At 69.5% G+C, this 23,493-nt stretch carries 20 protein-coding genes and 3 pseudogenes; 9 read left to right on the forward strand and 14 right to left on the reverse strand.

What is annotated here, in order from left to right; all coding sequences use genetic code 11:
* Nucleotides 1-182: 182 nt before the first annotated feature.
* The 3 genes from KUM49_RS48865 to KUM49_RS33455 all read right to left on the reverse strand — a co-directional run bounded on the left by KUM49_RS48865 (nt 183) and on the right by KUM49_RS33455 (nt 2,135).
* Nucleotides 183-833: a hypothetical protein gene (locus tag KUM49_RS48865; RefSeq protein ID WP_308406861.1), complete on the reverse strand. Its 651-nt coding sequence runs from the start codon at nt 831-833 to the stop codon at nt 183-185.
* Nucleotides 834-1,003: 170 nt separating this feature from the next.
* The gene (locus KUM49_RS33450; protein WP_217240718.1) at nt 1,004-1,375 is read right to left on the reverse strand and encodes a DoxX family protein; all 372 of its coding nucleotides are present in this window, start codon (nt 1,373-1,375) and stop codon (nt 1,004-1,006) included.
* An 85-nt stretch (nt 1,376-1,460) separates the two neighbouring features.
* Entirely contained in the window at nt 1,461-2,135 is a 675-nt protein-coding gene (locus KUM49_RS33455; protein WP_217240719.1) for an SDR family oxidoreductase, read from the reverse strand.
* Nucleotides 2,136-2,236: 101 nt separating this feature from the next.
* Between KUM49_RS33455 and KUM49_RS33460 the strand changes: the two genes are divergently transcribed.
* Together KUM49_RS33460 and KUM49_RS33465 are read left to right on the forward strand one after the other, a co-directional pair.
* The gene (locus tag KUM49_RS33460) at nt 2,237-2,929 is read left to right on the forward strand and encodes a TetR/AcrR family transcriptional regulator (RefSeq protein WP_217240720.1); all 693 of its coding nucleotides are present in this window, start codon (nt 2,237-2,239) and stop codon (nt 2,927-2,929) included.
* Between the two features lie 52 nt (nt 2,930-2,981).
* Nucleotides 2,982-4,215: pseudogene (locus KUM49_RS33465) on the forward strand (IS701 family transposase).
* Nucleotides 4,216-4,419: 204 nt separating this feature from the next.
* Here KUM49_RS33465 and KUM49_RS33470 read toward each other — a convergent pair.
* Together KUM49_RS33470 and KUM49_RS33475 are read right to left on the reverse strand one after the other, a co-directional pair.
* On the reverse strand, nt 4,420-5,067 hold the full coding sequence (locus KUM49_RS33470) for a response regulator transcription factor (protein WP_217240721.1): 648 nt from the start codon (nt 5,065-5,067) through the stop codon (nt 4,420-4,422).
* Nucleotides 5,064-6,287: a sensor histidine kinase gene (locus tag KUM49_RS33475; protein ID WP_217240722.1), complete on the reverse strand. Its 1,224-nt coding sequence runs from the start codon at nt 6,285-6,287 to the stop codon at nt 5,064-5,066. The genes KUM49_RS33470 and KUM49_RS33475 overlap by 4 nt, the downstream gene beginning before the upstream one ends.
* A gap of 179 nt (nt 6,288-6,466) precedes the next feature.
* Between KUM49_RS33475 and lgt the strand changes: the two genes are divergently transcribed.
* Together lgt and KUM49_RS33485 are read left to right on the forward strand one after the other, a co-directional pair.
* Nucleotides 6,467-7,333: a prolipoprotein diacylglyceryl transferase gene (gene lgt / locus KUM49_RS33480; protein WP_217240723.1), complete on the forward strand. Its 867-nt coding sequence runs from the start codon at nt 6,467-6,469 to the stop codon at nt 7,331-7,333.
* Nucleotides 7,334-7,363: 30 nt separating this feature from the next.
* The gene (locus KUM49_RS33485) at nt 7,364-7,786 is read left to right on the forward strand and encodes a DUF6069 family protein (RefSeq protein ID WP_217240724.1); all 423 of its coding nucleotides are present in this window, start codon (nt 7,364-7,366) and stop codon (nt 7,784-7,786) included.
* A gap of 95 nt (nt 7,787-7,881) precedes the next feature.
* Here the strand turns inward: KUM49_RS33485 and KUM49_RS33490 are convergent.
* Nucleotides 7,882-8,085 (reverse strand): annotated as a pseudogene (locus KUM49_RS33490) (hypothetical protein).
* On the opposite strand from KUM49_RS33490, the gene KUM49_RS48870 reads away from it, so the two are divergent.
* Entirely contained in the window at nt 8,084-8,371 is a 288-nt protein-coding gene (locus KUM49_RS48870; RefSeq protein WP_254402180.1) for a DUF6207 family protein, read from the forward strand. The pseudogene KUM49_RS33490 and the gene KUM49_RS48870 sit on opposite strands and share 2 nt — an antisense overlap.
* Nucleotides 8,372-8,747: 376 nt before the next feature.
* Nucleotides 8,748-9,173 carry a hypothetical protein gene (locus KUM49_RS33495; RefSeq protein ID WP_217240725.1) on the forward strand — a complete coding sequence of 142 codons (426 nt, stop codon included), beginning with the start codon at nt 8,748-8,750 and terminating at the stop codon, nt 9,171-9,173.
* Nucleotides 9,174-9,188: 15 nt separating this feature from the next.
* Here the strand turns inward: KUM49_RS33495 and KUM49_RS33500 are convergent, their stop codons facing one another.
* The 3 genes and pseudogenes from KUM49_RS33500 to nhaA form a co-directional block, all read right to left on the reverse strand.
* Nucleotides 9,189-9,563 carry a hypothetical protein gene (locus KUM49_RS33500; protein WP_254402181.1) on the reverse strand — a complete coding sequence of 125 codons (375 nt, stop codon included), beginning with the start codon at nt 9,561-9,563 and terminating at the stop codon, nt 9,189-9,191.
* 663 nt (nt 9,564-10,226) lie between these two features.
* Nucleotides 10,227-10,403 (reverse strand): hypothetical protein, encoded by a 177-nt coding sequence (locus KUM49_RS33505; RefSeq protein ID WP_217240726.1) that lies wholly within the window; start codon nt 10,401-10,403, stop codon nt 10,227-10,229.
* Nucleotides 10,400-11,697: pseudogene (gene nhaA / locus KUM49_RS33510) on the reverse strand (Na+/H+ antiporter NhaA). The gene KUM49_RS33505 and the pseudogene nhaA overlap by 4 nt, the downstream one beginning before the upstream one ends.
* A gap of 486 nt (nt 11,698-12,183) precedes the next feature.
* Between nhaA and KUM49_RS33515 the strand changes: the two are divergent.
* From KUM49_RS33515 to KUM49_RS48880, 3 genes are all read left to right on the forward strand, one after another.
* Nucleotides 12,184-12,483 carry a hypothetical protein gene (locus KUM49_RS33515; RefSeq protein ID WP_254402182.1) on the forward strand — a complete coding sequence of 100 codons (300 nt, stop codon included), beginning with the start codon at nt 12,184-12,186 and terminating at the stop codon, nt 12,481-12,483.
* 375 nt (nt 12,484-12,858) lie between these two features.
* Entirely contained in the window at nt 12,859-12,951 is a 93-nt protein-coding gene (locus tag KUM49_RS48875; protein ID WP_254402183.1) for a hypothetical protein, read from the forward strand.
* A gap of 30 nt (nt 12,952-12,981) precedes the next feature.
* Complete coding sequence (locus KUM49_RS48880; RefSeq protein WP_308406864.1) at nt 12,982-13,230, forward strand: alpha-L-rhamnosidase C-terminal domain-containing protein; 249 nt, start codon at nt 12,982-12,984, stop codon at nt 13,228-13,230.
* Between the two features lie 117 nt (nt 13,231-13,347).
* On the opposite strand, the gene KUM49_RS33525 is transcribed toward KUM49_RS48880, so the two are convergent.
* From KUM49_RS33525 to KUM49_RS33545, 5 genes are read right to left on the reverse strand one after another with little or no spacing between them, the layout of a single operon-like run.
* Nucleotides 13,348-15,453 carry a beta-galactosidase gene (locus KUM49_RS33525; protein WP_217240727.1) on the reverse strand — a complete coding sequence of 702 codons (2,106 nt, stop codon included), beginning with the start codon at nt 15,451-15,453 and terminating at the stop codon, nt 13,348-13,350.
* Entirely contained in the window at nt 15,450-18,383 is a 2,934-nt protein-coding gene (locus KUM49_RS33530) for an MFS transporter (RefSeq protein ID WP_217240728.1), read from the reverse strand. The genes KUM49_RS33525 and KUM49_RS33530 overlap by 4 nt, the downstream gene beginning before the upstream one ends.
* A 58-nt stretch (nt 18,384-18,441) precedes the next feature.
* Complete coding sequence (locus KUM49_RS33535) at nt 18,442-19,521, reverse strand: family 43 glycosylhydrolase (RefSeq protein ID WP_254402184.1); 1,080 nt, start codon at nt 19,519-19,521, stop codon at nt 18,442-18,444.
* Nucleotides 19,518-21,038, reverse strand: coding sequence for a glycoside hydrolase family 43 protein (locus tag KUM49_RS33540; RefSeq protein ID WP_217240729.1), 1,521 nt, complete (start codon nt 21,036-21,038; stop codon nt 19,518-19,520). The genes KUM49_RS33535 and KUM49_RS33540 overlap by 4 nt, the downstream gene beginning before the upstream one ends.
* Nucleotides 21,031-23,436: a glycoside hydrolase family 3 N-terminal domain-containing protein gene (locus tag KUM49_RS33545; RefSeq protein WP_254402185.1), complete on the reverse strand. Its 2,406-nt coding sequence runs from the start codon at nt 23,434-23,436 to the stop codon at nt 21,031-21,033. Before KUM49_RS33545 ends, KUM49_RS33540 begins: the two co-directional genes overlap by 8 nt.
* Nucleotides 23,437-23,493: the final 57 nt, after the last annotated feature.

Below are 23,493 nucleotides of genomic sequence, written 5' to 3' on the forward strand. Positions count from 1 at the left end.
GGAGACTTCGAGAAGGCTCTCGCTGCCTGGCCAGCCGGTGGGCCGCTGGCCTACGTGGAAGCTGAGTACTTCGGCGGCGTGGGCGAGCAGCGGGCTGCCGTGTGGGGTGGCGGCACTGTCGTGCTGGGACCGCTTCACGTGGAGGAGGGCCAGCCCTTTCCGCCTGCTGGCAGTCCGATCTCTCAAGCGCTGCGGCGGTTGGGCGTAGTGGCAGGCGCCGGCGAGGACGAGTTCTCAGCTGTGGGGTTGGACCGGCATCGACACGGTGAGGCGTGGATTGCCTGACGCGCGACTTCCGAATTCCCGCACTCACGGGCAAGTTCCCGAACCCTCTCGCGGAATCTGCCTGTGAGTGCGAGAACCTCGTGCGCTCGCTGATTCGTCCGGCGCAGGGTGCTCACCTGCGTACTTGCGCCGATGCGACCGCCGTACGTCTCAGGGAACCCCCGTGAACTCCAGTGAAGTGGGCCGGCCACTCCTCCGCCGCCCGGCCGCCCGGCACCACGCCGGGCAGGCCGGTTCTGCAGCCGCTCGAACGCGAGGCGGCCCGCGGCACCCCATACGACCAGCTCGCCATCCAGTGCGGTCGCGTTCGGCAGCTGCACGGCCTCGGCCACGACCTCCGGAAACGACGGCCCCATCTCGGTGCCGCGCCTGGAGCGCACCACCACCCGCCCTGCGTCGACGGAGACGAGAGCCCGAAATCCGTCCCACTTCGGATATGCGCTGTTGAGCTGTCCACGGCTATCGGCCAGCGTCATGTCGATCACAGAGTGGCGGGTGCACTTCACCCGGCGAGACCTCGCGTGGCCGAGGGAAGTGAGCCCATTCATACGGGAGTTCAATGCGCTGTTCGACGGTCTGGATCAGCGGCTGGATGACCTGGGCGTGCCCGAAGGTCAGCCGTTCCTGATCAGTCCGGCGGCCGAGTACGACCTCACCTTACGGCCCGGCCGGCGTGGTCGCGGGCCGGGCCGCTGTGAAGGGGCGGGGGACTGGGGGTTCAGAAGGAGTAGGGCCCGAACCGGCCCCACATGATGATCGCGGCGACGATGAGCAGGATCGCGTTGAACCCGATGGCCTGCGGCTCCTTGCGGCGGGCGTGGAGGCCCATGGCCAGGACCATGATCACAGCCAGGCCGGTGGCGGCCAGCGGGGTGAGCACGGTGGCGATGTCGAAAGTGCCCGGCAGGATCAGCCCGAGGCCGCCGGCGAGTTCGGCGACGCCGATCAGACGCACCACGGGTGTCGAGACGTCACTGACCCACGGCAGCTGGGATATGAGCTTTTCGCGGGGCTGGGTGGACTTGGTGACGCCGGCGGCCACGAACAGCGCGGCGAGGACGCCCTGCAGGATCCACAGGAACACGTTCATCGGAGCGGAGACCTTCTTCTTCGGATCCGCCGCGGCGGATGAGGGCTGAGCGGATCAGGATTCAACGGGGGAGAGCTGGGAGGCGTCAGACGGTGAAGACGCGCTCGGCTTCGTCGCGCTGAGTGTGCAGGTCCCAGTAGAGAGGGGCGATGTCCTCGGCCTCGGCGGTCGGGATTTCGGGAGGGCCGCCCGCGCCGACCCACACACCGATGGCGACATGCGCGGCCTGGATACCGGTGCCGGCCAGCTCCTTGTGCAGGTTGAGCACCCAGTTGCGCAGCGCCGCCTGAGCGGGGTTGACGTTGCCGAGCATCGGGATGGGATCGACCGAGCCGGCGCCGTTGGTGAAGAGCAGGGTGCCCGCGCCGGCCTCACGCATCGCGGGCAGGACGGCCTGGGTGGCGGTGATGGCGCTGTAGAGCAGGAAGTCGATCCATCCCTGCACATCGGAGGGGCTGGTCTGGGACGGAGAGGTGAGGTTCACGGAGGCGATGCTGGGAGCGGGGGAGTGCTCCAGGACGTCGATGGCGCCGAAGCGGGTCGCGGCGTCCTTGAGGGCCTGGGTCAGCGCGTCGTCGTCGCGCACGTCCGCCGGGAACGCGGCGGCGGTGATGCCCTCGGCGGTGAGCCGGCCGACGAGGTCGTCGAGCTTGGCGCGGTTGCGGGCGATGAGAGCGACGTCGTAGCCGCGCGAGCCGAAGGTGCGGGCGATGGCGAGGCCCATGCCGGGGCCGGCTCCGACGATGGCGATGCTGGGCATGGTGAAGTCCTTTCAGGTAAGTGGGCCAGGCGTCCCACTTTCACTGTCGCACACCGTACAGCAGAAGCGGGCCGACCGTTCCACTTGGGTAGAGTGGGGGTATGACCTCGCCACCTTCGGACCAGACGCCAGGCCAGCAGCCCGGCCCGGGACTGCGCGCCGACGCCGAACGCAACCGCTGCCGCATCCTGGCCGCCGCCCGCCGCCTCTACGCCACCGAAGGACTCGGCGTCTCCATGGCCTCGGTCGCCCGCGAGGCAGGCGTCGGCAAAGCCACGCTCGGCCGGCGCTTCGCCACCCGGGAGGAACTCGTCAACGCGGTCTTCGCCGATCGCATGGATGCCTACGCCGACGCCGTCGCCGAGGCACTGGCCGACCCCGATCCCTGGCACGGCTTCATCAGCTACCTCCACGCCGTCTGCGCCATGCAGGCCGCCGACCGCGGCTTCGCCGACGTCCTGACCATGACCTTTCCCGCCGCCAAGGCGCTGGAGGCACGCCGCGCCGAGGCGTACGAGCGGCTGCTCGAGCTCATCACCCGTGCCAAGGACACCGGGCACCTGCGCGAGGACTTCACTCACCAGGACGTCGTCATCCTGCTCATCGCCAACGCCGGAGTCGTCACCGCCACCGGCGACGCCGCCCCCGACACCTGGCGCCGCCTCGTCGGCCACATGCTCCGCTCCTACGCCGCGCCCGGCGCGCCGATCCCCCCGCTGCCCGACGCCCCGAGGCCCACCGCCCTCTACCGCGCCATGGTCCGCCTCTCACAAACCGGCCCGGGCACCGCCTAGTAGTGCTTCGTTACGTCGGGTGATCTCGCCTGGTGTTGGGCATCTTCTTGGCATGAGGCTGGGGGAAGTGGAACGACTCCGGGGTGAGTTATCGGAGTTCGTTGCCGATGTGTTTGCCTCGGTGCCGCGGCGGGATCAGCGGCGGTGGGGTGAGTGTTATCTGCGGGGGCTGATACTGGATGGCCGGCGCAAGTCGGTCCAGCCGATGGCCGCGCGTCTGCCGGACGGGAACATGCAGTTCCCTGCAGTAGTTCGTGAACCAGTCGCCGTGGGATCCGCTGCCGGTCAGACGACGGATCGCCGAGCGGCTGTCCGAGGTGATCACTCCTGAGGTGTGGGTGATCGACGACGTGTCGTTTCCCAAGTGCGGCAAGGCGTCGGTGGGGGTGGCCCGCCAGTACTGCGGAGCGGTCGGGAAACGGGCGAACTGCCAGGTCGCGGTCAGTGTCCATGCCGCCACCGACACCGCCTGCCCCTTGGAGTGGCAGTTGTATCTGCCACGCGAGTGGATGGACGAGCCGGACCGATGCCGCAGGGCAGGGGTCCCCGACGACGTGGTGCACCAGGAGAAGTAGCGTCTGGCGCTCGGCCTGCTGGACACACTCGTCCAGTGGCAGTTGAAGGCGCCGGTTGTGGTTGCCGACGCCGGCTACGGCGTCAGCACCTCCTTCCGGCTCGGTCTCCAGGAACGAGGCCTGTCTTATGTCCTGGCCCTGAACGGGAAGGAAGTCGCCCACCCCGAGGACGTCGAGCCGCACCAGCCGGCTTACGGCGGGCTCGGACCGCCCACCCTTCCCCGCTACCGCACCCCGCCGCGAGCCGTCGGCGTCCTCGCAGCGCAGGCGGGTGCGGAGCGGTTCACCGAGGTGACCTGGAGGCAGGGCAGCAAAGGCGCGATGACCTCACGGTTCGCGGTGCTGACAGTGCGGCCCGCGGGCAAGCAGTCCCTGGCCGCAGCACAGGAGGCGGGCGGCGGCCGCAACGGTTGGGACGGCGTCCTGCCCGTCCAGACACTCCTCGTCGAATGGCCGGACGGCCAGGACACTCCGACGGACTACTGGATATCGAATCTGCCCGCCACCACCCCGGTCGCTGACCTGGTGCGGTGCGCGAAGATGCGCTGGCGGATCGAGCACGACTACCGCGAGCTCAAGGATGGCCTGGGGCTGGACCACTTCGAGGGCCGCAGCTGGCGCGGCTGGCACCACCACGTCACGCTCGTCACCGCCGCCCAGGTATTCCTCACTCTCCGGCGGCTCGACCCAAAAGTCCGCACACGGGCCTGACTCTCTACCAGGTCCTCGACGTTCTTCAGGACCTCCTGAGGTGCTGGACCGGTACCTGCACCACCTGCGGACGCCCCCGGCCCCGCCCTCGGAGCAGCCGCAGACAGCCCACAACCTAACGACGCACTACTACTCGGTGGAGGACCGACTGACGGAACTCCTCGGCCTCTCGCCGTACCGCCGAGCAACTCTCCCGCAAGGCCTTCAGTCCATGCGGATGATTCCTCGGCCAAGTGCGGCGGTGACAGCGGCGGTCCGGTCGCCGACGTCGAGCTTGGTGTAGATGTGCAGCAGATGGGTCTTGACCGTGGCCTCGGACAGGCGCAGGGCGCGGGCGATCTGTTTGTTGCTCTGCCCCCGGGCCACGGCGGACAGGACTTCGAGTTCCCGGCCGGACAAGCCGGTGCCCCGGTCGCCGCGCATATGGGCGAGGACCTTGGCGGCCACCGTGGGCGACAGTGCCGCGCCTCCCCGAGCCGCGGTCCGAACGGCCTCGCAGAGCTCGTGTCGTCCGGTGTCCTTGAGCAGGTAGCCGACTGCGCCGGCGTCGACGGCGGCAGTGATGTCGGCGTCCGTGTCGTAGGTGGTCAGGACGAGTACCCGCACCTCGGGGTGGGCGGCACGGATGGCGGCGGTCGCTTTCGTGCCGTCCATGCCGGGCATCTGCAGGTCCATCAGAACGACGTCGGGTGCGAGTGAGGCGGTCTGGCGCAGTGCCTCGGCGCCGGTGGCGGCTTCGCCGACGACCGTGAGGTCGGGCTGGGTGGAGAGCATGGCGGCAAGCCCCTCACGGACCACGGGGTGGTCGTCGGCGAGGAGGACCCGGATCGTGGGACCGGTCGAAGTCCTCATGACGCCGGGGCCATCCGCTCGGTGCCCGACACGGCTGAGGGGCCGGAGGCGGAAGGCTCGACCGGGAGTGGCACCGTGACGGCGACGGTCGTACCCTCGCCGGGGGAGCTTTCGACCGCGAACGTGCCGCGCAAAGCGGCAATGCGCTCCCGCATGGTGATCAGGCCAACGCCCGTATGCCGGGCAAAGGGTGCGAACCCGGTGCCGTCGTCCTGGATGTCGATCGCCAGGACGTCGCCGAGGTACGACAGCGTGACCGAGACACTGATCGCGCGGGCGTGCCGCCGGGCGTTGGTCAGTGCCTCCTGCACGACCCGCAGCAACTCGCCCTCGGTACTGGGAGGCAGGGCGGCCGGGCGGCCGGTCACAACCGTGTAGACCTCGGTGCCGGTCTCCTCCGCGAGCCGGGCGGTGAGTTCACGGACCGCCTCTGCCAGGTGCGTGCGGTCCAGCGGCGCCGGGCGAAGAGCGTGCACGAGGCGGCGGCTCTCTGCGAGGTTGTCCCGGGCCGTGCGCATGGCCTGCTCGACGCGGCGGGCCGCAGGGGAGTCGGGTGGCAGGTCGTCGCGTGCGGCGTCCAGCAGCATGGCGATGGACGCGAACCCCTGGGTGAGCGTGTCGTGGACCTCGCGGGCCAGGCGCTGACGTTCGGCCAGGGTACCCGCCTGACGTTCCGCTGCCGCTCGTTCCGCCTGGGTGGCGGTGAGCTCGTCGAGGAGCCGCTGCCGCTTGTGACTCTCATGGTCGAGGGTGGCGACGTAGCAGGTGATGGTGACTGCCACCGCGGTAGCGAGCACGCATCCCGTGAGCGCCCGTACGTCGACGGAGCCGTCCGTGGTGAGGCTCTGCCATGACCAGCCGGCGCCCAGCACCAGCACCCCGCCGGCCGACCACCAGGCCCGCCTCAGCCAGTAAGGGCTCAGCACCGCCACGGCGACCGGGAGGAACGCGGGGTCCACCACGGCCATGAACGCCCATCCGGCCAAGGCGCCAACAAGGTAGGGCAGCGGCGGGCGGTCGGCGCCACCGCGCAGCGCGATCCAGTACGCGTACCAAAGGGCGAGCCCCACCGCCAGGCCGATCCGCGACAGCGCCGCGCCGGTCGTCATACCCGCCCCGGCCAGCGCACCTGGCATGGACAAGGCGAGCACGGTGGCGAAGAAGGCGTGCTGACCCATGGCCTTCCACCGCTCCCACTCCCACGCCTGTCGCAGTGCCATGGCCCTCAGAGTAGGCGCAGCCGCTTAGCGGCAGAATCAGCCGGCCAGTGGGGGCGGGTCCACCGATCGGTGGATGCAGGGCGCGTCGATCGGTCGATGTGCGTGAGGGGCGCGGGCGGCGACGATCGGCCCCGCAGCCGACGGCCTGCTCCACCACCGCCCCTTGTGAGGAACCACCAGTGCTCCTGGCCTTCATTCCCAGCCCGTCCATCGGCGAGGTCCACCTGGGCCCGCTCCCACTGCGCGGCTACTCACTGATGCTGATCCTCGGAATCGCCGCCGCGGTGTGGCTGGGCGGCCGCCGCTGGGCCGCTCGCGGCGGAGAGAAGACCGTCGTGGCGGACATCGCCCTGTGGGCGGTTCCCTTCGGTGTCGTCGGTGCCCGCCTCTACCACGTGATCACGTCCGGCGAGCTGTACTTCGGCAAGGGCGGCGATCCGGTCAAGGCCCTTTTCATCTGGGACGGAGGCATCGGTATCTGGGGCGCCATCGCCGGTGGGGCCGTCGGAGCCTGGATCGGCTGCCGCCGCAAGGGCGTTGCCCTGTCCGCGTTCGCCGACGCAGTCGCTCCCGGCATCGCGCTGGGCCAGGCCATCGGCCGCTGGGGCAACTGGTTCAACCAGGAGCTCTACGGGCGGGCCACCACTCTCCCCTGGGCCCTGGAGATCGACCCCGCACACCGGCCTGAGGACACCCCGAACCTGGCCACGTATCACCCGGCGTTCCTGTACGAGTCGTTGTGGTGTCTCGGCGTGGTCGCCCTGGTCCGTTGGGCGGATCGCCGTTTCCGTCTCGACCGGGGGCGGGCGTTCGCGCTGTACGCCGCCGCGTACACCGTCGGCCGCTTCTGGATCGAGTACCTGCGGGTGGACGAGGCCCACCACATCCTGGGCCTGCGCCTGAACGACTGGACCGCGCTGCTGGTCTTCGCGGCTGCCGTCGCCTACCTCGTGGCTGCGACACGGCGCGCGGCCGACAGGCGTGACGGCGTCGACGTCGGCCGTCTCCTTCAGCAAGTGGATGCCACCAGTAGCCCCAAGAACTAACCAATGTCCCTCTATCCGTTTGGAGTTGCCATGTCCCGTGTCTCTGAGACGCTCCCCACCCGTCGGGGTCCGATCATGGTGGCGGGAGGTGTGTTCGTCGCCTTCCTGCTGTCCTCGCTGGTGAACGCGTTGATCGCCGTACTGGCGCACGCGCTCGGTGCACCGGACGACTTCAGCCAGTTGGAGCCATCGAGGTACGTCTCTCTGACCGCGCTGGGAGTGCTGGGAGGATCCGTCGGGTGGTCCCTCGTCCGCAGGTTCTCCTCCGATCCCGAACGGCTGCTCCGCCGACTCGTCCCGTCGGTCGTCGTGTTGTCCTTCGTGCCGGACTTTTTCCTGTTCGGCGAGGGTGAAGTGACCGGTGTGGTGGCGCTGCTCGTGATGCACGTCGCGGTCGCGGCGATCGCAGTGCCGACGTACCGCAGAGTCATGCCACTGAGCTCGGCGCGCTGACCCACGCGCCGGCCGGGCCATAGAGCGTTGAGGAGGCACGATCCGCCCGGCACCCCCCAAAGAACCCCCCGAAGACCGACCGGGACGGATAGTGATCAGCCCGCCCACCCGATGTCACGGACCTCGATCGCTCCGGCGTGCGGCATGTACTGGATCCAGCACCGCCGCCCGAAGGCCTACCGGATCTCCTCAACCGAGCCCGGATCACGCACATCGGGCCAGGCCCGCGGATCCATCCGCGCTACCTCCACGAGCGCCATCACCTCCTGCCGCGCCCGGTCGTCCGGCAGCTGCGCCATGACCTCCACCGCCAGTTCCTCCACCACCACGCCGTACCGCCTGGTCGTCGACGTCGCGGCCGCTGACGAAGCCACCGCGCTCGCCTTCCAGCAGCTGCTCGCCGGACGGGAGAAATGGCGAACGCGGAGCGGACGACGCTGGATGCGAGGTCGGCCGCGCCAAGGACAGCGGGCAGCTGCGCGAGGACTTCACCAGCCGCGATCTCGTGCTGCTGATGGCCAACGCCGGAGTCCTCGGCGCCACGGCCGATGCCCCCCGGACGCCTGGCGCCGACTGATCGCCTGAATGATCCAGTCCTTCCAGGCCCCGCCCCCGAGCCCGGAAAGCGGCGCTTAACCAGCGACCGGTGAGATAGGGCGACCGCGGTGAGGCCGCCGTCGATTTCAGGACTATCAAGCAGGACCTGAGTCTGGACAACGGACAACATAAAACCCTGTCGATAACGTCGGCTACGCAGCACAGCCAGGCCGCAGATCGGGCACGGACACGGGGGTGGTCAGCATCGGCTCCGGCAGCGTCCATGTCACCTCCCATCCCTTCCACCCGCACTGTCCGCCACCCGAGTGACTGCGCATAGCCCGGCGAGCGGCGTACAACTCCGCTCGCCAACGACACGAGGGCCCCGGCCGCGCTCCCCAGGGGCGTGGGCATACTGCTGGCCATGACGACCCCGCTCCGTACCCGCGTATACGTGATGACCGTCGCGGTGCTGGTGTCCGTGGTGGGCAGCGGAGCCTGCTTCGGCTTCGTCCTGGACGGCCGGGTGGGCGCCGTGGTGGGCGCGACTACCACCAGCCTGGGCGCGGGATTCGGCATGCTTGTCCGCCCCCGGCCCGCGGTGGCTTCCGTCCAGGCCGTCAGCGGCGACGGCTATGCGGAAGGGATCGCCGACACGGTCCTGTTGGGCATCGCGATGTACGAGGCAGCGGTCTTCCCCCTCACCTCTGACGGGGCGAACGACGAGGAACAGGATGCCCGCCGCACCGTCGCGTACCGGCTCACCGCCTACGACGGCCTGCCCCGTTCCGTTCGCTGTCGGCGGCCGCCGCGTTGGAGGCTCTTGATGATGGAGCCCGCGCTGCCGTGATCCTCTGGACAGAAGTCAGGTGTCGACGGGGCCCGGATCGGGATCGGAGCGGGCGCGGCCGCTCAGGAGCAGAATCAGACCTGAGACCCCGCCGGCCAGCCAAAAGGCCAGCATTGCGGTGCGGTGTCCGAGCGAGAACATGGTGAGGAAGCCGACAAGCGCCACTGTGATCACGGCGACGGCGGCGCGCTGGAGGCCAGTGCCATCGGCCCACTCGCGCCGGAGCAGGCCAGAACGGCGCCACATCATCCAGATCCCAACGGCACATATGAGGGTTGCGGCCACGACGAACGGAACAGGCAGCTGAGGCAGCCGATCCGGTGCCGGCTGTCCCCGGCCCGGTTCGAGCAGTCCGCTGACGAGGACGACGGGCCCGATCAGGGCGAACACACCGGCCAAGAGCCGGAGAAAGCCGACACCGACAAGTGGCGTCCGGCACCTCCGAACGGTACAGAACGCTGGGACAGCGAATGGAAGCGATGAGCCGCTCCCCGAAAGTCGGTCGCGACGATCCATCCGAAGCCGGTCGCCCACACCCCCCACGCCACCGAAAACAGCCCGCTGCCCCCGCCACTCCCCGCCATCCCAACTCCCCGCCTTCCCCTGGCCTTTGTCCTTTGGGGCACGGTAAGCGGCGATGCTGGTGGCCACCATGCCAGATTCCGGCAGTATCGGAGCCTGTCGATTGCAGGCCAAGGAAGGGCCTGTCCGGGGAACCGGCACGCCGCCATCCCGGGGCGCCCCGTGGTCGTGATCGCCCGGACAAGTCCTAACCTCTCCAGCGTCTGGTTCCCACAGGAATTGGCACAGGCGGACCTCGTCATCGCGGTGACGGTGGTGACCCGGACCGTTTGTGGTGGCGGCGGGCACTCCAGCGACGTCGCAGCCAGTCGCCGGTTTCCCCGATCGCGACCAGCAGAGCGGCTGACGCGGCGCACGGGGCGAGCTGCGAAGGCTGGCCGAGGGGCTCGCTCAGCAGCCATAACGTGAGGGTGACGACCGCCCACCATGCGAGGACCGACAGGGCTGCGCGCCACCAGCTCGGCATCGTTTTCACCGCGCGCGCCACGCGTACTGCACAGCGGTGCGCAGGACGGCGGCGGCAGCGATCAGCCAGAGCAGCTTGCCCCAGGCTGGTGCGATGAGGATGAGGGCCACGGTGGCCAGTACGCAGATCAAGAGCCATGCCGCTGCGGTCGCCAGTGGACGGTGCGTGCGTGGTCGTGTCATGCGCCGCTGCCTGGGGTGCGCTGGTAGATGTCGGGGATGCCGTCGGCGTCCTCGTCGATGTTCTCCTCCTCATACAGGCGGCGGTAGACGGTGTTCCGGCGGCGCAGGAGCAGCGCGGCCAGCAGGGCCGCGGCCAGGGAGGCGATGAGGACGGCGGCCTTGACGTGCTCGCCGGTGGCGGTGCCGGGGAAGGCGAGTTCACCGATGAGCAGAGCGACGGTGAACCCGATGCCTGCCAGCGTCGCGAGGCCGAAGACGTCGGCCCAGGCGAGTTCGGGGTTGAGCTGGGCGCGGGTGAAGCGGGCGGCCAGGTAGGTCCCGGCGAAGATACCGAGGATCTTGCCCGCGACCAGGCCGATGACCACGCCGAGGGGCTCGGGGCTGGTGAACACCTTGCCCAGCGCGTCGCCGGAGACGCTTACCCCGGCGGCGAACAGTGCGAACAGCGGCACACAGACCCCGGCGGACAGCGGATGCAGCAGGTGCCCGGTGCGTTCGCCGGGCGAGGCCTGTCCGTGCTCGTCGCGGGTGGTGCGCAGGATCAGTCCCATGGCGACGCCGGCGACGGTGGCGTGGATGCCGCCGTTGTACATCAGCGCCCAGGTCACTAGGCCGAGCGGCAGGTACCACCACCAGCCGCGCACCCGCAGCCGCTGCAGAAGGTAGAAGACGACCAGTCCGGCCAGCGCCCCGGCCAGTGCCCAGTAGTTGAGGTCGGAGGTGAAGAAGAGGGCGATGATCAGGATCGCGCCGAGGTCGTCGACGACCGCGAGGGTGAGCAGGAAGGCGCGCAGGGCGGTCGGCAGGTGGGTGGAGATGACCGCCAGGACCGCCAGGGCGAAGGCGATGTCGGTGGCCATCGGCACCGCCCAGCCGTCCATGCTGCCCCCGCCTGTAGCGGCGGTGGCGGCGTAGAAGGCGGCGGGCACCGCCATGCCGCACGCGGCGGCGATGACCGGCAGCGCGGCGGTGGCCGGGGTGCGCAGCGAGCCGACTACCAGTTCCCGTTTCAGCTCGATCCCCGCGACCAGGAAGACGATCGTCAGCAGCCCGTCGGAGGTTCAGTGGCCGACCGACAGATCCAGACCCAGTGCGGGTATTCCGAAGTGGACGTCGCGAAGTGTGCTGTAGGAGGAGGCGAGTGGGCTGTTCGCCCACACCAGGGCCACCACCGCGGGGCCAGCAGGACCAGTCCGCCGACGGTCTCCGTGCGCAGGGCTCGGGCAACGGCCTGACGTTCCGGCCAGGGCAGAAGGCCGAGGAAGGGGGAGCGTGAGCGCGGGGCGGCGGCCAAGACGGCGAACCTCCGGGGTGTCGGCAAAAGGGCACACGGCCCTACGGACGCCGACCAGACTTCCCGGCACACCCCGCGCTTTCTTGACGCGTTCTTTGGACCCTATCCGCAACAGGCTGTGGTGCCCAGTCCGCCCCACAGTCAGCGAGAACGCATACCGACAGCCGCAGCCCACGATCCGGCTGAAACGAGGAACGCCGAGGTCAATATGACGGTTCGTTGCAGCGCCGCCGATCTGGGCGATCTTGGTCAATCGCCCAGCCGGAGACGCTGTGGGCGCGGCTGGGTGGCGGGCCTTTGGCCGGCGCCGGCCGGGCTGAGCTCTTGGCTCAGCCCGCTTGGCTGATATCGGTGCCGAAACCTGGCGTTCCCGAGGGCTCCGGCACCGCTTGTTTCTGCAGCCTGGTGCTGATCTTGCTCAGCGTGGATGATCAGCGGGTGAGTTCGCGAGGTCCGGGCGGGCTCAGGCGACGGGGGAGGGGCCCCATGGAATGGGTCGTTGGTAGTGGCATGTTCCTGGGCCTGCTGGCGGTCGCCGTGGGCGTGGCGTCGATGCGCACCGGTTGGGCGCTGCCCTGGGTGCGTCGTAGTGTCTCCCGTCCTCGGGTCTACGGGCTCGGAGCGCTGCTGATGGGCGCAACCTGCGTGATACAGGGGCTGTTCTACTTCCACGTCGTGCCAAAACCGTCCTGGGAGTTCCAGTTTTTTGGCACGAATGCCCTCATGTTCTCCGGACTCATCCTCCTGGGAGTCAGCCAGATGCGGCCGTCGCGCCGTAGGAGCTGAAATTCTGGCGCACGACCAGGTAGCAGCGCAGCCGGACCCCGCGCCGTCAAGGACGCCGTCGGCGTACCCGAACGGCACAAGCCGTTCCCCCGCACCACCCAGCATTCCGTGCCCCGCCCCAGATCGACACCCCCTGGACGACGGGAGGCTGCCTTGTACCGAGGGATGGTACAAGGCAGCCCATATGCCGAAACGGCCGGTGTTGGGGTCAGACGACCTTGGTGGGCTCCCGCTCGTCCTCAGGGTCCCCGCCGCCCACGGCGGCCTGCGCGTCGTGGCTCCGGATGAAGTCCAGGAAGGAGTTGAGTTCGCGCTTGACCACGGGAGCCAGCAGGTAGAGACCGATGATGTTGCACCGAGCCGTCGTGGCTCGTCATGATCGACCGCGGTGCGACCACCGTGTGGGAGCACTGGGGCGGAGTCTCTGCCGACGGCAAGGCCACCGCGTCCCTGAATCACTACTCCTAGGGCGCGGTCATCTCCTTCCTGCACCGCTACGTGGCCGGTCTCCAGCTGGTCGAGCCCGGCTATCGGCGCTTCCTCGTACAACCTCGCCCCGGCGGCGGGCTAACCTGGGCGGAGGCCGCCCACGAGTCCCCGTACGGCCGGATCGAGGCGGCCTGGCGGCCTGACGGCGGCCGCCTGCACCTGCGGCTGGTCGTACCGCCGGGCACTGAAGCCACCGTCGTCCTGCCCAGTGGCCGCAGGGTGACCGAGGGTCCTAGCACCCACGTCTACGTCGACTGAGCCTCTGCCGGAGGCGTCGAAGAAGCCTGTGATTCTGCCCGATGAGGCCGATCACAGGCTTCTTCGACACGGCCGCATCCTCGCTGCTGGGGCGGGGAGAGCGAGCGGACTTCGTGATCACGTCTCCCGTAGTACCCGGACATCCCAGGGGCCGAGTGGCACCGGGGTAGCCGGTTCGTAACTGGCTCCGTCCAGAACGTCGCTGACCGGGACGGGGACGGTAACCGCCGTCTCCTGCCAGGACCAGTTGTGCAGGAAACGGACCCGACGGCCGTCCTGCGCGGTCGCGCCGGTGGCGGTGACACTGGCGGGGAGCGACCTCCACGGTCCGGTGTCCGGCAGCAGCCACCGGAACAGGCTCGCGCCGAGTGCAGCGTTGGGGACGGTGCCCACGTAGGTGATCCGGCCCTTGCCGTGCGCCTTCGTGGTGATGGCGGCGAACTGCCCGAAGTGCGGGTGGTCGTAGCGGGCGAGTACGGTGGCGGTGTCCGCGTGGAGTCCGTCTGCCCAATGGGTGCCGGCCGCGCCCTCGGGCAGCGGCAAGGGCGAATCGTCCCCCGCCCGGACCGCCAAGTCGGCGTCGAGCGTGGAGAATTCGTCGTACCAGGCTCCGGCCGCATCCGCGAGACGGGCGGGTTGGATGTCGCGCCTGGCACGAGCCTCGTGGTCGGCGTAGCACGAGCGCGGACCGAGGACCAGATGGCCGCCCGCATCGGCGTACGAGTGCAGCCAGTCCAGTGTGGCGTCGTCGGCGATGTAGAGCCCGGCGGCCACCAGCACCGGATGCTTCCCGGCCAGCTCAGCCGGATTCTCGTCGGTGGCCTGCCCGGCGTGCAGCACCCGGGTTTGCAGGCCCGCGTCGAACGCGCTCCGGTAGAAGGCGCCGAAGATGGTCTCGTACGAGCGTGGATCCGGATCGCCGTCCGGCGCGGTCACCGCCGGTTGGGCGGTCATGGCCCACTTGCTGGGGTGGGAGTACAGCATCGCGACGTCGGCGTCCGGGACGAGATCGGCCACCAGACTCCCTGCGCGCTCCAGCTCGGCGCCGAGGCGGGCGACCTCTCGATAGGTGCGGCCGGGACGGCCGCTGTGCGGCAGCACACCCGCCCAGTACGTCTCGACGCCGAAGGTCAGCGTCCGCCAGTGCCAGTATTCGATCATCGATGCGCCGCGGGCCACGAGCGCCCAGGCGGCCTGGCGCCACTGACCGTCGTAGGCGGGCTGGTTGAACCAGGACGGGCCGACGGCCTGGGCGTTGGTCTCGGTGACGAGGAACGGCTCCTGGCGGGAGGAGTACATCCGGTCCGCGGTTCGGTAGAACTCCCAGACATCCTGCGCCGTCCAGGTCTGCCCCTCGCCGCGCCGGGGCCGCGCCGGCAGGGACAGACCGTCCTGCATCACGTAGTACGCGTTGCCGGCGGTGACGTCGAGACGCCGGGTCAGGTCGTCGTCGGCGACGGCAGGCCGGCTGTAGTCGATGCAGGTGGTGACGAACTGGTCGGGGCGGGTGTACTCGCGGACGATGTCGGCCTGCCAGCCGATGAACTCGCCGACCTGGTCGGCCTGGAACCGCCGCCAGGCCTGCTCGTACTGTGGCTGGGCATTGTTGTCCGGGGTCCACAGATCGGCCCAGTCCGTGAGCCGGTGCGACCAGTAGACCAGGCCCCACTCCTCGTTGAGCTTCTCGATGTCGCCGTACTGTGCGCGTAGCCGGTTCACGAAGCGCTGGAAGACACCGTGGTTGTGCAGCAGGTGCAGGCCCGGCTCGTTGTCGACCTGGAATCCGATCACGGCCGGGTGGTCGGCGTAGCGCGCGACGACCTTGCGGATGACGCGCTCGGCGTGGAAGCGGAACGCCGCGTGGGTGAAGTCCATCTCCTGGCGGGCGCCCCAGCCCATGCGCCGGCCGCTCTCCAACTCACCGGCGATCTCCGGATAGAGGCGGACGAGCCACGGCGGTGCCGCGTACGTGGGGGTGCCGAGGATGACGCCGATTCCGCGCTCGTGGGCACCGTCGAGCGTCGACTGCAGCCAGTCCAGATCGAAGTGGCCGTCGTCGGGCTCCCAGGTGGACCAGACGGATTCGCCGACCCGGATGACGGAGAAGCGTGCCTCGGCCATCAGGTCGAGATCCGTCTTCCTCAGCTCGGCGGGATGGTATTCGGGGTAGTAGGCCGCGCCGAACAGCACGCGTGCCGAAGCGATTCCCTGCCCGGGTGTCATCGGCCCTCCACTGCGCGCAGGCGGACAGCGAGGTACGGCCGACCGGGCAGGGACACGGTGCATGTGCCCTCGTAGAGGTCGGGGAGTTCGACGATGGTCATGTTCCAGGTGTCGATGATGTCGGCCCGGAAGCGGGTTCCCTGGGGAAGATGGAAGGTGCGCAGGCGCGGCTGCATGATGCCGCAGTAGGCCAGGTAGTAGCGTCCCTCGACACCGCCCACCGGGACGTCGAAGTCGGACGGCAGCGGATCGATGCCCGCCGCGTCCGACGGGATGTCCTCCATGATGGTCCGCAGGAACTCCAGCCGGGGCGTGCTCTCGCCCTTGAGGACTCCGCCCTTCGCCCACCACAGCACGTCGTCGTCCGCCAGGAAGCACTCGCCGTGGGTGACGTATCCGCCGCGGACGACGCCCTCCCAGCAGCGGCGCACCATCTCCTGAGGGTTGAGGTTGCCCCAGCCCCACTCGATGTCCCCCTCGTAGCCCAGCTCGTCGACGGCGACGGGCTTGCCCCAGCGCTCGCGCCATTCGCGGGTGCCCTCGGGCGTGCGCTGGATGCTGGCGTGCGTGACCCAGTCGACGTCGTTGTCCCACAACTCCACCCAGTTGTGCACGCTCATCAGGTGGCCGTACGGGTCGTGGTCGCCGATCACCGCGGCGATCCGGTGCCAGTCGTCGGTCGACTTGGACCACAGCAGGTCGTATTCGTTGGCCAGGGACCACCACACGTTGGGGTAGGCGGCGAGCCGGGCGACCACGTAGCGCAGGTAGCGGTCGTCCTCGGCCGGGGACATGGTGGAGAAGCCCCAGCGGTCGTACGGGTGCAAGAGGATGAGGTCGGCCTGGATGCCGAGGGCGCCGAGCTGGGCGATCTGCTGCTCCAGGTGCTGGAAGTACGCGGGGTTGGGCCGCTGGAAGTCCCAGCCCTCCTCGACGGAACCCGCGAAGGGGTAGCGGGGCGGCTCGGTCTCGTTGTGGACGAACCACTTCGGGAAGACGCACATCCGGACCTTGCTGAACGGGCTGCCCGCGAGCGTGGCGAGGGTCTGCTTCTCCAGCTCCGCACTCTGGTGGGTCCAGGCGTACAGGGTGGTGCCCAGCGGGAGGAAGCGGGTGCCGTCGGCGTGCTGGAAGTGGGCGCCCGCGTGGACGCGGACCGGGCCGTGGTCACCGGGGTCGGCCGGGCCGCAGTGGAAGGTGCCGGTGACCGAGTCCAGGGAACGGGCGTTGCTGGTCGTCCGGAACGACCACTCACCCTCCGCGTCCGGCAGGAACCGGACGCGGTACATGCCCTCGCCGTCGTAGAAGCCGTGCGCCGTCACCGAGCGGTCGCCGTTGCGGAACTCGGCCCGCAGCGTGACGTCGGTGAAGGGGTTGCCGTGCGCTGGGCCGTGCAGTTCCAGCTCGAAGGTCCGCCACAGGGTGCCGTGCGAGGCGGCGACCAGCCGGGCGCTGCCGGAGGGCACGTGTTCTGACTCGTAGTCCGCGGCCGGGATGATCTCCTCATCGCGGGGCGACGCCGCCTCATCGTCCGGCTCTTCGAGGGTGGCCAGCTCGGCGTAGAGGGCGTCGCGGGCCGCGGGATCGGTCCGTACCCCCTGCAGCATCGTGGTCACCTGCGCGAGCGTGCCGTACCGCATCTGGGCGCTCTCGATCTCCTTGTCGAGATGGGGCGCGTACTTGCGGACCACCGCCTCGGCCTGTTTGTTGCGCAGTACCTCACCTAGAACGGACGAGGGGCCGTAAGGCATGACAGACTCCATTGATCGATCGGACATTGGGGTACGAGCGGGCCACGGCTCGCAGACGAGCGCGGCGAGAAGAGCGGCCGCACATGCCACCGCCAGCGAGGCACGGGCGCCGAACTCGGTGATCAGGAAACCGCTGAGCGCGGTCCCGAGACCATTGCCGGCGGCGACCGCACTGTTCATCCAGCCGAACGCCTCCGTCGCGGACTCGCGTGGGGTGAGCGTCGACAGCCGGTCGAACAGCCCGGACATCGCCGGAGCGAGGGGCAGCCCCCAGCAGAACACCAGCACAGACAGCAGCCCTTGGCCGGGCGCCAGGGGAAGCAGGGCCAGACCGGCCGCCACGTACAGCATCAGACGCCGCAGCCCGGCCCGGTGACGCGGTAGTGAACCGTAGACCAGGCCGCCGCACAGTGACCCGAGGCTTCCGCACGCCACGACCAGTCCGGCGTCCGCGGACACCCGGGAGCCGCTCACCATGGCGATGACGCCGAGCGCCTGGCACCCCAGCGCGGCGAAGAGCAGGGTGCCGGCCAGGATGACTCGGGGCACGCCCGTCACACGCAGGACACGGCGATCCTTCTTACGAAGGCCAGGCTCGCGGCCGGCGTCGACATTGCGGTCGCGTGCGTAGGCGAGGGTTCCGACGAGTACGAGCGCCCCGCACACGCCCAGGGCGAGGCGAGGACCGCCAAACGCGGCCAGCAGTGCGGCGATCGGCGGGCCGAGGACGAAGATGACTTCCTGAAGCGCGGCTTCCAGGGCGAACACGCTGCGACGTCGGTCCGAACCGACCAGGGCAGGCAGCGTCGCCCGGACCGACGCCGTCATCGGAGGTGTGCACAGCCCACACAGGAACGAGAGACCGGTCAGCAGGGCCGGTTGCGGCGGTGCCAGGACCAGCGCGCCCATGGTGAACGCGTTGCAAACCGCGGTGACGGTGAGCACTCGGCGGCGGCCACGGGCATCGGCCCACCGGCTGAGGACCGGCCCGGCGATGAAGCCTCCCACCACACCGGCCGTCGACACCACGCCGGCCACGGCGTAGGTCGCATGCTCGGTCGTGAGCATCAGCAGAGCCAGACCGGTCATGCCCTGGTTGAGGCGGCCGATGACCGAGGTCGCGAGCAGCCAGGGCACCGACGGCGTGCGCAGCAGGTCCCGGTAGGCGGATGTCGGCATCGTCAACCACCCGTGACTTCGAGCAAGCCCCTGGGGGCCAAGTCCATCCAGTTGACCGTCACTTGGCGTCCCCGATACGCCACTCGTCGTGCCATTCGATCACTGGCATCTCACCGTCGAACCGGATGGGAAGCCACACATGGTCCGCGACCGATGTATCGGCCTCGGGCAGTACGAGCGAAGGAGCCTCGCGCCCCTCCGCCTTCGCCGAGTAGTGCCGTCGGAAGGCTTCGCCCCAGTTCGACTCCTCCTCCGACAGTTGGAGCAGCCACCGGTCCGCGATCGCGATGTAGAGGTCGTCGTGGTTTGGGTGCTGGAAGACGGAGCTGATCTGAGACCGGAACGAGGTGCCGCTCGGGTCCGTGGGGTGCGGGTCGCCGAGCACGGTGAACGGGCCGTGGTACGTGTCGGCCACAGCCGCTTCCGACGGGTTCGGGAAGTACCACGTCGTACCCGAAGTGATCAGGTAGTGCTTGTCCCCGCGCCGAAAGTGGGCGGGCGCTTCACGTACCAGCGGGGGGTGCGGGCGGGGGAAGTGAGTCGAGTGCACCCCCGTCAGATCCGTGTAGTCATCGTTGAGTTCGGCACAGATCAGCTCGCTGTGCACCCGCTCGAAGTAGTAGTACGCCTTGCCGTCGGCCGGATCGACGACCAGGTCGAAATCGCCTGCGGACATGCCGAGCGGGCTGAGCCCCGTACGGACGATGTCGTAAGGACCGAGGAGCGAGTCCGCCGTCAGAACCGTGCAGAGCTGTTCGCCGCCGGCACCCATGATCTTGAGCCAGCAGACGTACGTTCCCGTGTGCGGGTTGTGGATGATGTGCGGGCGGTCGATCATCTGGGACGGGTGCAGGGGCGACGTGCGGTCGTCGAGGACCGGCGGGATGATCAACCCGCGGTCCTGCCAGTTGTAGAGGTCGGTCGACGTGTAGCAGCGGATGCCCCAGGTCCAGATGCCGCTCCCCGGCTTCGAGTGCTCCTTGTTCTCGCCGTACCAGTAGTAGACGCCGCCCTCGAACAGCACGGACCCGCCGTGTGCGTGGATGCGGTGGCTGTTCGTGTCCAGCCACGTCTGGCCGGGCCGGAAGGAGTCGTACATGGTGGTTCCCTTGGGTGTGCCCGTGGACCCGGTGGTCATGAGCCGCCCTCGCCGCGATAGCGGAAGTCGGCGAAGTGGACGGTGCCTTCCTCTGCGAATATGCCGGTGACACGACCGGTGAACGTCGCGGAGGTCTCGACCGACCAGAACCGCCCGTCCACTTCGGCCAGTTGGGTCTCGGCGCCGGTGTCGTCCACGACGATCAGCTGGATGCGGTCGCCGGGGGGAAACCATGGCGCTCGGCATCGCGAAGGTACCTGCGTGACCAGGCGAAGCGTGACCTGGTCGCCTGCGACCTCCGTGCTCCAGGACTGGCAGAGGGTCGGGATGCTCGCCCGCGCCGTGATCCTCGTGCCGGTTCCCGACGGGGCCCGCTCTGCGACGAGGCAGAGGGTGAAGTCCTCGGTGAAGCGCAGTCCGAGGCCGCCGCGGCCGTTCGCCGGGTCGATCCTGGTCTCGAAGAGGCTGTCCAGGTGGCGTTGGCGGCGGCCGACGAAGGCGGGGCGGAAGGCGTCGAGACCGCCGTCGGCGGCGCGGATCGTGAGCCGACCGGGCTGCTCGCCGACAGAGGCGAGTTCGGCGGGTGGCCGACCGACGGCGAGCCAGCCGGGGTCGGTCAGGCCGGAGCCGTCCGCGAAGTCGAAGTACTCCTCCACCGGTTCCGGACGCAGGTTGAGGTCAACGTGCGCGGGCTGCGGCCAGCCGTCGCTCCACTCCACGGCGGTGACATAGGTCTCCCTGCCGAGTGGCGAGCCGTGGCCGGCGCGGCGTGTGCCCAGCAGGACGAGGACGTCGTCGCCGTCCGGGCCGCGGACCAGGTCCGCGTGGCCCGTGCATTCGACCGGGTGGTTCCAACCCGCCTCGCGCAGCACGGGATTGTTGGGCGCACCCTCATACGGTCCTTCGATGGAGCGACTGCGCGCGACGCTCACGGCGTGGCCCTGGCCGGTGCCGCCTTCCGCGATGATCAGGTACCAGTAGCCGTCGCGCCGGTACAGGTGAGGGGCCTCGGGCGCGACCAGCCCGGTGCCGGACCACATCGGCCGCGGCTCCTCAAGGATCTTGCCCGCGTCGAGGTCGACCCGTGCTTGCTGGATGCCGTGGAAGCCGACGGGCTCGACCCCGTCCAGCTCCAGGGCACTGTAGGTGACGTAGGCGGCGCCGGACTCGTCCCAGGCGAGGTCGGGGTCGATTCCGGCGATCCCGGCGAGGGTGATGCCGTCGCTCCAGGGCCCGGCCGGGTCGTCGGCGGTGAACACGACGCAGCCCCGAGGGCTGTCGGTCACCGAGACGATGACGTGGAACCGTCCGTCGTGGTGACGGATGGTCGGAGCCCACACGCCGGCCGCCGAGGTGGCCTGGGCCAGGCCGACCTGCTCCTCCCTGGTCGCGACGTTGCCGATGTGCTCCCAGGCGACGAAGTCCGTGCTCCGGTAGACGGGGAGGGCCGGCAGGTACTCGAATGTGGACGTGACCAGGTAGTACGTCCCGGCGACAAGGATGCAGCTCGGGTCGGGGTTGAAGCCCGGGATCAGCGGATTGGGCAGCTCAGACATTCTCTATCTCCACGTCGGACAGGAAGGCGCGGTCGGCGCTCGTGAGGACACGGGGCTTGCCCGCCAGCTCGAAGGCTCCTTCGACCCGCCGGTCGTCGGAGTCGAAGCCGAGGAAGAAGTCGACGCCCGCGGGCTCGACAGCGAAGTCACGGGCGAGGTTGGTGTAGCCGAGCTGGGCTGCGGCGAGGCGGAAGGTGACCCGGCGGGATGCGCCTCTGGGCAGTTCGATGCGGCTGAAGCCGGCCAGCTGCTGGGCGGGCCGGGTGAGGCCCTTGGTGTTGACCCGGACGTAGAGCTGGACGACGGTCGCGCCCGTCACCGGGCCGGTGTTGGTGACAGTGACGGTGATCCGTGCGGTCCCGTCGGTGTCGATCCGGGTGTCGTGGGACAGGCCGCCGAGGTCGAAGTCGGTGTAGCTCAGACCGTGCGCGAACGGGAGGAACGGTGTGGCCTCCAGGTCGAGATAGTGCCGGGCGACGTTCGGGGGCAGCGGGTTGCGGTAGCCGGAGCCGGCCTTCTGGTGGTGGTAGACGGGGACCTGCCCGGAGTGGCGGGGGATGCTGTAGGGCAGCTTGCCGCTGGGGTTGGTGACGCCGAAGAGGACCTCTGCGATCGCCTTCGGACCGAACGGTCCGCCGTAGGGCGCCATCACGATCGCCGAGGCGTTCTGTACCACCTCGGGCAGTGCGTACGGACGTCCCTGCACGAGCACGACGACCAGGCGCTTGCCGGTGGCGGCCACCGCCTCGGCGATACGGGTCTGTGCGGCCGGCAGGGAGATGTCGGCGGTGTCGCTGGCCTCGCCCTCGGTGCGTTCTCCGGTGAACCACAGACTTCCGCCGCCGAGGGCGAGCACTACCACGTCGGCTTCGCGTGCGATGTCAACAGCCCGGTCGATGGCTTGTTGCTCCAGCGGGCGGGTCAGCGTGGATCCCTGTTCGCTGCGCACCTGCTGGGCGAATCCGGCGATCTCCTCCGAGATCGAGCGGGCCCCGAACCGTTCGTGGACAAACGCCTCCGGGCCGACGGGTTCGAACATCGCCTTGTACCAGGAGGTCGTGACGTCTTCCGCGCCGAGCATGTTGCCGAGTTCGCCGCGTGTGACGGCGTCGGTCGCTTCCCGCCATGAGGCATAGGTGTATGTGGGGAACTGGAGTCTGGCCGCATTGGCGTGCGGCCCGATCACGGCGACGTTCAGCGTCCCGGAGGTCAGGGGGAGGATTCCGTCGTTCTTGGCGAGCACCACGGAGCGCCGGGCCAGCTCATGCGAGAGGTCCGTGCCCTCCGCCGCGACCGCGGACACGTCGATGTGCTCGGCCGGATAGGGATTCTCGAACAGGCCTAGCTCGAACTTGGCCTTCAGAACGCGCAGGACGCTCGTGTCGACGTTGCGGACGTCCGCCTTGCCCTGCTCGACCTGTTGCGCGAGCACCTGGCCGTAGGCGTACGGCTTGGGCATCTCCACATCGAGGCCGGCGGAGATCGCGAGGCACGCCGCCTCTCCTGCGTCGGCCGCAACGCGCTGGCGGTCGACCACCTGTTCCAGGGTCGTGTAGTCCGACGAGATGAACCCGTCGAACCCGAGGACCCCGCGCAGCAGGTCGGTGAGCACCTCCCGCGAGACACCCACGGGGACGCCGTCCACGTCCGCGTACGAGTTCATCACCGAGCGCAGGCCGGCGAGCTGGATCGCGGCCTCGAACGGGTAGGCGAACAGGTCCCGGGTCCAGCGCGCGCCTCCCTCGTACGCCGACGTGTTGGAACCGCCGATCGGCAGGGCGTACCCGAGGAAGTGCTTGCCGGTCGCGATGACGCCCCGGGCGAGGTCGTCGCCCTGCAGGCCGCGGGTGAACGCGACGCTGAGGGCGGCGGACAGGTAGGGGTCCTCTCCGTAGGTCTCGTGTACCCGGCCCCACCTCGGGTCGAGCGCGACGTCCATGACGGGCGACAGCGCGTGGCGGACACCCGTGCGGATCATCTGGGCGCGAATCAGCTCGGTCATGTCCTGGACGAGGTCAGGACTCCAGGTGGCCGCGAGCCCGGTACCGGTGGGGAAGGCCATGTGGCCGCCGGCCAGGAAGCCGCTGAGGGCCTCCTGGTGGAACAGCACGGGGATGCCGAGCCGGGTGCGTTCGACTGCCTGCCGTTGGATGCTGCCGACCAGGTGCGCCAGCTTGGCCGGGGTGTCGACGATCAGTCCGGCCACATGGCCCGGCGGGTGCCCGAGCCATTCCTCGAGCTCGCCGGAGTCCGACCCGTCGGCGCGGACCAGGGTCCAGGGCATGACGGAGACGAGCTGGTGGCACTTCTCCTCAAGGGTCATCTCCCGCATCAGCAGCTCGGCGCGCGTGGCGGCGGGCAGGCGGGGGTCACGGTGGTTGTCGGTCGGCTTGCTCAACGTTCGTTCCTCGCGGTGGGGTGCCCGGAAGCTGCCGGGAGTCCGGCCGGGATGTCG

Source organism: Streptomyces sp. AC555_RSS877 (assembly GCF_019049245.1).
Taxonomy (GTDB): domain Bacteria; phylum Actinomycetota; class Actinomycetes; order Streptomycetales; family Streptomycetaceae; genus Streptomyces.

Coding starts and splice junctions, on each gene's coding strand:
- KUM49_RS48865 (WP_308406861.1), bottom strand. CDS start 833: ATGAATGGGCTCACTTCCCTCGGCCACGCGAGGTCTCGCCGGGTGAAG.
- KUM49_RS33450 (WP_217240718.1), bottom strand. CDS start 1,375: ATGAACGTGTTCCTGTGGATCCTGCAGGGCGTCCTCGCCGCGCTGTTC.
- KUM49_RS33455 (WP_217240719.1), bottom strand. CDS start 2,135: ATGCCCAGCATCGCCATCGTCGGAGCCGGCCCCGGCATGGGCCTCGCC.
- KUM49_RS33460 (WP_217240720.1), top strand. CDS start 2,237: ATGACCTCGCCACCTTCGGACCAGACGCCAGGCCAGCAGCCCGGCCCG.
- KUM49_RS33470 (WP_217240721.1), bottom strand. CDS start 5,067: ATGAGGACTTCGACCGGTCCCACGATCCGGGTCCTCCTCGCCGACGAC.
- KUM49_RS33475 (WP_217240722.1), bottom strand. CDS start 6,287: ATGGCACTGCGACAGGCGTGGGAGTGGGAGCGGTGGAAGGCCATGGGT.
- KUM49_RS33485 (WP_217240724.1), top strand. CDS start 7,364: ATGTCCCGTGTCTCTGAGACGCTCCCCACCCGTCGGGGTCCGATCATG.
- KUM49_RS48870 (WP_254402180.1), top strand. CDS start 8,084: ATGACCTCCACCGCCAGTTCCTCCACCACCACGCCGTACCGCCTGGTC.
- KUM49_RS33495 (WP_217240725.1), top strand. CDS start 8,748: ATGACGACCCCGCTCCGTACCCGCGTATACGTGATGACCGTCGCGGTG.
- KUM49_RS33505 (WP_217240726.1), bottom strand. CDS start 10,403: ATGACACGACCACGCACGCACCGTCCACTGGCGACCGCAGCGGCATGG.
- KUM49_RS33515 (WP_254402182.1), top strand. CDS start 12,184: ATGGAATGGGTCGTTGGTAGTGGCATGTTCCTGGGCCTGCTGGCGGTC.
- KUM49_RS48875 (WP_254402183.1), top strand. CDS start 12,859: ATGATCGACCGCGGTGCGACCACCGTGTGGGAGCACTGGGGCGGAGTC.
- KUM49_RS33525 (WP_217240727.1), bottom strand. CDS start 15,453: ATGACACCCGGGCAGGGAATCGCTTCGGCACGCGTGCTGTTCGGCGCG.
- KUM49_RS33530 (WP_217240728.1), bottom strand. CDS start 18,383: ATGCCGACATCCGCCTACCGGGACCTGCTGCGCACGCCGTCGGTGCCC.
- KUM49_RS33535 (WP_254402184.1), bottom strand. CDS start 19,521: ATGACCACCGGGTCCACGGGCACACCCAAGGGAACCACCATGTACGAC.
- KUM49_RS33540 (WP_217240729.1), bottom strand. CDS start 21,038: ATGTCTGAGCTGCCCAATCCGCTGATCCCGGGCTTCAACCCCGACCCG.